The sequence below is a fragment of the Tahibacter sp. genome, from assembly GCF_035481375.1.
Taxonomy (GTDB): Bacteria; Pseudomonadota; Gammaproteobacteria; order Xanthomonadales; family Rhodanobacteraceae; genus Tahibacter.
The window spans coordinates 19,401-27,731 of sequence record NZ_DATIGT010000323.1; the positions used below are offsets into that span (position 1 = coordinate 19,401).

At 66.6% G+C, this 8,331-nt stretch carries 7 protein-coding genes; 2 read left to right on the forward strand and 5 right to left on the reverse strand.

Annotated elements, in window-relative coordinates; translation table 11 throughout:
* Positions 1 to 6: 6 nt before the first annotated feature.
* The 5 genes from VLF18_RS21790 to VLF18_RS21810 form a co-directional block, all read right to left on the reverse strand.
* Positions 7 to 606, reverse strand: a complete 600-nt coding sequence (locus VLF18_RS21790) for a DUF2058 family protein (RefSeq protein ID WP_325281738.1) — start codon at positions 604 to 606, stop codon at positions 7 to 9.
* Between the two features lie 42 nt (positions 607 to 648).
* Positions 649 to 870 (reverse strand): SlyX family protein, encoded by a 222-nt coding sequence (locus tag VLF18_RS21795; RefSeq protein ID WP_325281739.1) that lies wholly within the window; start codon positions 868 to 870, stop codon positions 649 to 651.
* A 1-nt stretch (position 871) separates the two neighbouring features.
* Complete coding sequence (gmd, locus tag VLF18_RS21800; RefSeq protein WP_325281740.1) at positions 872 to 1,996, reverse strand: GDP-mannose 4,6-dehydratase; 1,125 nt, start codon at positions 1,994 to 1,996, stop codon at positions 872 to 874.
* Between the two features lie 40 nt (positions 1,997 to 2,036).
* On the reverse strand, positions 2,037 to 3,377 hold the full coding sequence (locus tag VLF18_RS21805) for a UDP-glucose/GDP-mannose dehydrogenase family protein (protein ID WP_325281741.1): 1,341 nt from the start codon (positions 3,375 to 3,377) through the stop codon (positions 2,037 to 2,039).
* 121 nt (positions 3,378 to 3,498) lie between these two features.
* Positions 3,499 to 4,260: an FKBP-type peptidyl-prolyl cis-trans isomerase gene (locus VLF18_RS21810; protein ID WP_325281742.1), complete on the reverse strand. Its 762-nt coding sequence runs from the start codon at positions 4,258 to 4,260 to the stop codon at positions 3,499 to 3,501.
* Between the two features lie 216 nt (positions 4,261 to 4,476).
* Here VLF18_RS21810 and VLF18_RS21815 point away from each other — a divergent pair, with 216 nt between their 5' ends.
* Both VLF18_RS21815 and VLF18_RS21820 read left to right on the forward strand, forming a co-directional pair.
* On the forward strand, positions 4,477 to 6,354 hold the full coding sequence (locus VLF18_RS21815) for an ATP-binding cassette domain-containing protein (protein WP_325281743.1): 1,878 nt from the start codon (positions 4,477 to 4,479) through the stop codon (positions 6,352 to 6,354).
* Between the two features lie 51 nt (positions 6,355 to 6,405).
* The gene (locus tag VLF18_RS21820; RefSeq protein WP_325281744.1) at positions 6,406 to 8,127 is read left to right on the forward strand and encodes a bifunctional sulfate adenylyltransferase/adenylylsulfate kinase; all 1,722 of its coding nucleotides are present in this window, start codon (positions 6,406 to 6,408) and stop codon (positions 8,125 to 8,127) included.
* Positions 8,128 to 8,331: the final 204 nt, after the last annotated feature.

Consider the following 8,331-nt stretch of genomic DNA (forward strand, 5'->3'; position numbering starts at 1 on the left):
CCGGCACTACCAGATCAGGTCCGCCGGCACGTCATCCTCGACCGGCGCATTCGGGTCGACGAGCAGTACGAGCGCTTCGCCCCAAACATTCTTGACCTCTGCACCGACGTCCGAGCCGACGATCAGGTAACGGCCGTTCTGCTGCACGATCGCGAGTTCGCCGCGATTGAGCGCCGCGAGCTGGTCCTGCGTGCAGTAGACGCGGCGGATCTTGCCGCCGTGTTCGAAATGCCGGGCGTGCTCCGCGTCGGCGACATTGAGCGCCTTGCCGTTCAACAGCCTCGCGAGCTTGTCCTTGCGTTCGCGCTTCTCGCGCGCCTTCTGCTCCGCTTCGCGCTGCGCGCGCTCGCGTTCTTCGCGCTCGGTGCGAGCGCGCAGCGCATAGGCCTGCGCCAGATCGGGCTCGCCGCCGCCCTGCGGTCTGGCCGGGCCGCCGCGGTGGCCGTCGCCCCGCGCCGGCGGCTTGCCCTGCGGCGGACGAGGCCCCGGCCGCGCATCGCTGCGCGCCGGCTTGCCGCCCGCGCCTTTGGGCTCGGGCTTGGCCTCGGCCTTCAGTTTCTGTACGAGTCCACTCTTCAACAACTGGTCACGCAGGGAATCGGCCATAACGGATCTTCAGGTACGAACGACGGCGAAAGACGGACGGAATCAATAATGCGGCGGCGGCGGCTCGGTCGCCGGATCGTGGCTCAGACTCGAGCGCACGGCGCCGAGTTCGCTGCGCAGGCGGCGGAATTCGTCGCGCATGTCGCCGATCAGGCGATCGTGGCCGGACACGGCGCGGTTGAGCACGGCGACCGTGTCTTCGAGGAAGGCGAAGCGCACTTCGAGCTCGGTCAGGCGTTCTTCGAGGCTTGCGGGCAGGGACATGTCAGACCAGCTTTTCGATCAGGTGGCGGCCGTGGCGCGATCCTACCAGCCCCTGCGTCTCGCGTTCGGCCAGGCGCCGGTCGGCTTCGGCCATTTCGGCGACGAGAGACGAAAAATCCGTATGCGGCGTCCAACCGAGTTCGCGCCGGGCGAGCGAGGCGTCGCCGACCAGCGTGTCGACCTCGGCGGGCCGGAAATAGCGCGGGTGGATGCGCACGATCGTCTCGCCGCCGCGCAGACGGCTGCCGGCGAGGCCGCAGCGCACGACGCGCGCGTGTTCCTCGGCGCCCTCCCCGCTGAACTGAAGTTCGAGATCGAGCGAGCGCGCGGCGAGCTCGACGAATTCGCGCACGGTGTGCTGTTGCCCGGTCGCGATCACGTAGTCGCGCGGCGAGGGCTGCTGCAGCATCAGCCACTGCGCCTGCACGTAGTCGCGCGCGTGTCCCCAGTCGCGGCGCGCATCGAGATTGCCCAGGTAGACGCAACTCTGCAGGCCATAGGCGCAGCGTGCGAGGCCGCGTGTGATCTTGCGCGTCACGAACGTCTCGCCGCGCAGCGGCGATTCGTGGTTGAACAGGATGCCGCTGCACGCGTAAAGACCGTAGGCCTCGCGATAGTTCTGTGTGATCCAGTGCGCGTAGAGCTTCGCCACGCCGTAGGGCGAACGCGGGTGGAACGGCGTCGCTTCGGTCTGCGGCGTCTCGCGCACCTGGCCGAAGAGTTCGGAGGTCGATGCCTGGTAGAACCGCGTCTGCCCTTCGAGACCGAGAATCCGGATCGCTTCGAGCAGACGCAGCGTGCCGAGCGCATCGGAATTCGCCGTGAATTCGGGTTCTTCGAACGACACCGCGACGTGACTCTGCGCGCCGAGGTTGTAGATCTCGTCGGGGCGTACGAGCTGCACGACGCGCAGCAGGCTCAACGAATCGGTGAGGTCGCCATAGTGCAGATGCACCTTCGGCACGGCCTCGTCGAGTTCGTGATACAGATGATCGATGCGCTCGGAATTGAACGACGACGTGCGTCGCTTGATGCCGTGCACTTCGTAGCCTTTGCCGAGCAGCAGTTCGGCCAGATAGGCGCCGTCCTGGCCGGTGATACCCGTGATCAACGCCCGCTTGGACACGCTGCCCCCACCTTCTCCGGTCGGCACGACTGTCGATGCCTCAATGACGCGCGACGCTGCGGCCGCGACCGATGCCGTAATAGGCGATGCCGGCCGCCTCGACGGTCGCCGGGTCGTAGATGTTGCGGCCGTCGAAGATGACGGCGTGCTTGAGTCGCGCGGCGAGTGCACGGAAATCCGGGCTGCGGAACGCTTTCCACTCGGTGACCACGATCAGCGCATCGGCCCCGTCGAGCGCCTGCTGCGCCTGCTCGCAGATCGTCAGGTCGCCGCGAACGCCGAAAACATGGCGCGCTTCGTCGCGCGCTTCCGGATCGTAGGCGCGCACGCGCGCGCCTGCGTTCCAGAGGTGTTCGAGCAGGCGCCGGCTCGGCGCCTCGCGCATGTCGTCGGTGTTCGGCTTGAACGCGAGACCCCAGACCGCGAACGTGCGTCCGCTGAGTTCACCGCCGAAATGCGCCGAGACGAGTTCGAACAGACGATTCTTCTGCGCGTCGTTGACGCGCTCCACCGACTGCAGCAACTGGGCGTCGTAGCCATGCGCGCGCGCGATGCGGTCGAGCGCCTGCACGTCCTTCGGAAAGCACGAACCGCCGTAGCCCGCGCCGGGATAGATGAAGTGATAGCCGATGCGCGGATCCGAACCGATGCCGTGGCGCACGAGCTCGATGTCGGCGCCGACGCGCTCGGCGATGTTCGCCATCTCGTTCATGAAGCTGATCTTGGTCGCCAGCATCGCGTTGGCTGCGTACTTGGTCAGCTCGGCCGAGCGCACGTCCATGAGCACGATGCGATCGTGGTTGCGATTGAACGGCGCATAGAGGCGGCGCAGCAGTGCGATGGCCGCCGGGCTGTCGCTGCCGACGACGATGCGGTCGGGGCGCATGCAGTCGTTGACCGCATCGCCTTCCTTGAGGAATTCGGGGTTGGAAACGACGTCGAAGCCGATGGAAACGCCGCGTTCGGCCAGCACGGCCGCAATGCATTCGCGCACGCGGTCGGCGGTGCCGACGGGCACGGTCGACTTGTTGACGACGACGCTCGCGGCGCCGAGATGACGGCCGATCGTGCGCGCGACGGCGAGCACGTGGGTCAGGTCCGCGCTGCCGTCCTCGCCCGGCGGCGTGCCGACGGCAATGAAGATGATGTCACCATGAGCGATCGCCGGCGCCGGATCGGTCGTGAACGCGAGACGGCCTGCGGCATGGTTGGCGACCACGAGTTCTTCGAGACCCGGTTCGTAGATCGGGATCTCGCCGCGGTTCAGACGCGCGATCTTGTCGGCATCGACATCGACGCAGACCACCGTGTTGCCCATTTCCGCCAGACAGGTGCCGGTGACGAGACCGACGTAACCAGTGCCGAAAACGGTAACGTTCATGCGCGGCCAATCCCTGTGAAAACGCGGAATTCTAGCATCGGCGCGCTACCGCGCCGGCAACGAAAAAGGGCGCGGCGATGGCTCGCCGCGCCCCGGATACTGCGATGCGCGAGACGCGCTATTACTTCTTCTCGGCCTTGGCCGGCTCGGCCTTCGGCGCTTCGGCGGCCTTCGGCGCTTCGGCCGGCGGCATGATCTTGATGAGTTCGACGTCGAACGTCAGCATCGCGTTCGGGCCGATCGGACCCGGGCCGTTTTCGCCGTAGGCCAGGTTCGACGGGATGTAGAACTTGTACTTCGAACCGACCGGCATCTGCTGCAGGCCTTCGGTCCAGCCCGGGATCACGCCCTTCAGCGGGAACGTGGCCGGCTCGCCGCGATCGACCGAGCTGTCGAACTTGGTACCGTCGAGCAGCGTGCCGGTGTAGTGCACCTGAACCGTGTCGGTGTCCTTCGGCTTCGGACCCGTGCCAGCCTTGATGACTTCGTACTGCAGGCCCGAGGCGGTCGTCGTCACGCCCTTCTTGCTCTTGTTCTTGGCGAGGAAATCTTCGCCGGCCTTCTTGTTGGTCTCGGCCTTGACCTTTTCTTCCGCGGCGCGCTTGGCCTGCAGCTTGGTCATGAAGTCCTGGCGGACCTTCAGCGCCTCTTCCTGGGTCAGCGCGGTCTTTTCACCCTTGACCGACGCCTGCAGGGCCTGGATCACGACGGCCATGTCGATCTCGTCCTTGATCGACGACAGGCCTTTGCCGACGTCCATGCCGACCATGTAGCTGACCTTGTCCTTTTCGCTCTTGAGCTCCTGGGCGAACGCGCCGCCGGCGGTGCCCAGCGCCGCGACGATGGCGGCAGCCGTCAGGCTCTTCTGCAGAAACTTGCTCATCTATTGCTCCTGGAATGGATTGTGTAGAGCGGCCCGACGGCCGCTTAGGCGCTACGGGGCGGCGTATTGTGGAGACGCGGCGGGTCTAAGGCAAACGTCCGGCGGGGTGCGACCGCGGGTCTGCAGCGAAGTTCCCGGCCATGCGCCGGCGACTTCGGACGAACCGCGAACTCCGCCCGAAAACCATTGCCGGAACGCGGCTGCTAGACTATCCGGATGCTCAGATTCGATTCGGTCGCGTTGCGGCGCGGCAGCAAGCTGCTTTTCGCCGATGCCAGCGTACAGCTTCACGCCGGCTGGCGCGTCGGCGTAACCGGGCGTAACGGCGCGGGCAAATCCAGTCTGTTCGCACTGGTCGCCGGCGAACTCCAGGCGGACTCCGGCGATTTCTCGCGGCCTCGCGACTGGGTGCTCGCCCACGTACGCCAGGAAACCCCGGCGCTCGCGCAGAGCGCGGTCGACTACGTACTCGATGGCGACCGCGAATTTCGCGAGATCGAACGGGCACTCGCCGTTGCCGAAGCCGATCACGACGCGCTCGCCCAGGCGCGGCTGCACGAACGCCTGCACGCGATCGGCGGCTACGCGGCCCCCTCGCGCGCCTCTGCGCTGATGCACGGTCTCGGGTTCAAGCCCGGCGAGGAGTCGCGCAGCGTCGCGGAATTCTCCGGCGGCTGGCGCATGCGCCTGAATCTCGCGCAGGCGCTGATGTGCCGCTCGGACCTGCTGCTGCTCGACGAGCCCACGAACCATCTCGACCTCGACGCCGTGTTCTGGCTCGAAGACTGGCTGCGCCGCTACGAAGGCACCTTGCTGCTGATCTCGCACGACCGCGAGTTCATCGACAACGTCGTCAGCCATGTATTGGAGATCGCCGACGAAAAAGTGGAACTTTTCGCCGGCACGCTGTCGGGCTTCGAGCGCAAGCGCGCCGAGCGGCTGGTCCAGCAGCAGCTCCAGTACGAGCGCCAGCAGCGCGAACGCGCGCATCTTCAGAGCTTCGTCGATCGCTTCAAGGCCAAGGCCAGCAAGGCGCGCCAGGCGCAGAGCCGCGTCAAGGCGCTCGAACGCATGGTCGAGATCGCACCGATTCGCGCCGCGTCGTCGATCCGTTTCGAATTCCGCGAACCCGACGCGCTGCCCTACCCGCTCGCGCGTCTCGACGATGCGTCGGCCGGCTATGGTGAACGCACGATCCTCGCCGGCGTGAAATTCGGGCTGGTTCCCGGCGATCGCATCGCGCTGCTTGGCGCCAACGGCGCCGGCAAGTCGACCTTGATCAAGCTGCTGTCGGGTTCGATCGAGAATCGCAGCGGCGAGCGCTTCGAAGCGAAAGGTTTGCGCATCGGCTACTTCGCGCAGCACCAGCTCGAAACGCTGGACCCGAGCGCGAGTGCGGTCGAGCACCTCAAGCGTCTGGACGACAAGCTCGGCGAACAGGCCGCGCGCGATTTCCTCGGCGGCTTCGGCTTTCTGGGCGACCGCGCGCTCGAGCCGGTCGCGCCGTTTTCCGGCGGCGAGAAGGCGCGGCTGTGTCTCGCACTCGTCGTCTGGCAGCGGCCGAACCTGCTGCTGCTCGACGAACCGACCAACCACCTCGATCTCGACATGCGCGAAGCGCTGACCGAAGCGCTGAACGGCTTCGACGGCGCCGTCGTGCTCGTCGCGCACGATCGCGCGCTGATCCGCACTTGCTGCGAAACGCTGCTGTTCGTCGGCGGCGGCCGCGTGCAGCCGTACGAAGGCGACCTCGAAGACTATGCGCGGATCGTGCTGCGCCAGGCGGCGGAAGCCGCAGCGCCCGTCGCTGTCGCCGCAGCCGCGCGCAAGCCCGACCGGCGCGAGCGCGCCGATCAGCGCGCGCGCGAAGCCCCGCTGCGCCGCGAAATCCAGAAACTCGAAAAACGCATGACCGAACTCGGCGACCGCAAGCGCGCGCTGGAAACGGCCCTGCTCGACCCGGCGGTCTACGCCACGCCGGCCAAGGCGGCGGAACTCACTCGCGAGGTCGGCACGGTCGCGAGCGAGTTGAGCCGCGTCGAGGACGAATGGCTGCAGGCGCAGGAATCGCTGGAACGCGCCGCAGCCGATTGACATGCAGCACCGATCCGCACGACGCAACCGACTTCTGATCCGGACACTTTCATGAGCCAACTCATCGCACCGCACGGCGGCCAGCTCGTCGATCTTCTCGTCGCCGAAGCCGAACGCGACACTCTCAAGCACGAGGCCGCGGCGCTGCCGGGCTGGGATCTGAACGCGCGTCAGCTCTGCGACCTCGAACTGCTGATGACCGGCGCGTTCTCGCCGCTGACGGGCTTTCTCGGCCGCGCCGACTACGAGACGGTCTGTCGCGACCTGCGCCTCGCCGACGGCACGCTCTGGCCCATGCCGGTCACGCTCGATGTCGGCCGCGACTTCGTCGACAGACTCGGCGAGCAACGCCGCATCGCGCTGCGCGATCCCGAAGGCGTCACGCTTGCCGTGCTCGAGATCGAGGACATCTGGGAACCCGACCGCGAAGCCGAGGCGCTCGCAGTGTTCGGCACTACCGATCGCAAGCACGCGGGCGTCGCCTGGCTGCTCGAACGTGCCGGCGCGGTCTATCTCGGCGGCCGCGTGCGCGGCATCGTGCTGCCGCACCACTACGATTTCCGGCACCTGCGCCTGACGCCGCTCGAAGTCCGCGCGCGCTTCGACAAACTCGGCTGGCGCCGCATCGTCGCGTTCCAGACGCGCAATCCGATGCATCGCGCGCATCTGGAGCTCACGTTCCGCGCCGCGCAGATCGCCGAGGCAAACCTGCTGATCCATCCGAGCGTCGGCATGACCAAGCCCGGCGACATCGATCACTACACGCGCGTGCGCTGCTATGAAAAGCTGATCGCGCACTATCCCGAACAGACGACAATGCTTTCGCTGCTGCATCTGGCCATGCGCATGGGCGGTCCGCGCGAGGCGCTGTGGCACGCGATCATCCGCAAGAACCACGGCTGTTCGCATTTCATCGTCGGCCGCGACCATGCCGGACCGGGCAACGGGTCCGACGGCAAGCCGTTCTACGGCCCGTACGACGCGCAGGAACTCGTCGCGAAGCACCAGGCCGAACTCGGCATCGTCATGGTGCCGTTCCAGGAAATGCTCTACGTGCAGGAACGCGCGCAATACGCGCCGGCCGACGAGATCAAGCCCGGCGAAACCGTGCTGAACATCTCGGGCACGGAGCTGCGCCGCCGCCTGCACGAAGGCCTCGATATCCCCGAGTGGTTCACCTATCCGGAAGTCGTCGCCGAACTGCGCCGCACGCATCCGGCGCGCCACAAGCAGGGCTTCACCGTGTTCTTCACGGGACTCTCGGGCGCGGGCAAGTCGACGCTCGCCAACGCGCTCATGGTGCGCCTGCTCGAACTCGGCACGCGCCCGGTCACGCTGCTCGACGGCGACATCGTGCGCAAGCACCTGTCATCGGAACTCGGCTTCTCGCGCGAGCACCGCAACCTCAACGTACAACGCATCGGCTTCGTCGCGAGCGAAATCACGAAGAACGGCGGCATCGCGATCTGTGCACCGATCGCACCCTATGCCGCCGCGCGCAGCGAAGTGCGCGAGATGATTTCGCACTACGGCCTGTTCGTCGAAACCCATATCGCGACGCCGATCGATGTCTGCGAACAGCGCGACCGCAAGGGCCTCTACGCGCTCGCCCGCGCCGGCAAGATCAAGGAATTCACCGGCATCAGCGATCCCTACGAAGTGCCCGAGGCGCCGGAGCTGCGCATCGACACGAGTGAGATGCAGCCCGACGAGGCGGTGCAGCGCATCGTGCTGAAGCTTGAAAGTCTCGGCCTGATCCGTCCGCGCGACTGATCGGAAAACGCGTGAATAGAAGCGAGTGAACAAGAGTGAGGAAAGCGTCGAGGCGCGCGGCGCACCGGCTCGTTTCTCACTCCTCCCACTCTTTCCTGCTACTTCGCCGCGATAGCCTTCTCGATCGCAGCGACGAGCTCGGCATCGTCGGGCTTCACCTTGCTCGAGAAATCCGCGACGACCTTGCCGTCGCGGCCGACGAGG

What these genes read in the sequence shown, in the direction of transcription:
- VLF18_RS21790 (WP_325281738.1), bottom strand. Translation starts at nt 606, where the DNA reads ATGGCCGATTCCCTGCGTGACCAGTTGTTGAAGAGTGGACTCGTACAG.
- VLF18_RS21795 (WP_325281739.1), bottom strand. Translation starts at nt 870, where the DNA reads ATGTCCCTGCCCGCAAGCCTCGAAGAACGCCTGACCGAGCTCGAAGTG.
- VLF18_RS21810 (WP_325281742.1), bottom strand. Translation starts at nt 4,260, where the DNA reads ATGAGCAAGTTTCTGCAGAAGAGCCTGACGGCTGCCGCCATCGTCGCG.
- VLF18_RS21815 (WP_325281743.1), top strand. Translation starts at nt 4,477, where the DNA reads ATGCTCAGATTCGATTCGGTCGCGTTGCGGCGCGGCAGCAAGCTGCTT.
- VLF18_RS21805 (WP_325281741.1), bottom strand. Translation starts at nt 3,377, where the DNA reads ATGAACGTTACCGTTTTCGGCACTGGTTACGTCGGTCTCGTCACCGGC.
- VLF18_RS21820 (WP_325281744.1), top strand. Translation starts at nt 6,406, where the DNA reads ATGAGCCAACTCATCGCACCGCACGGCGGCCAGCTCGTCGATCTTCTC.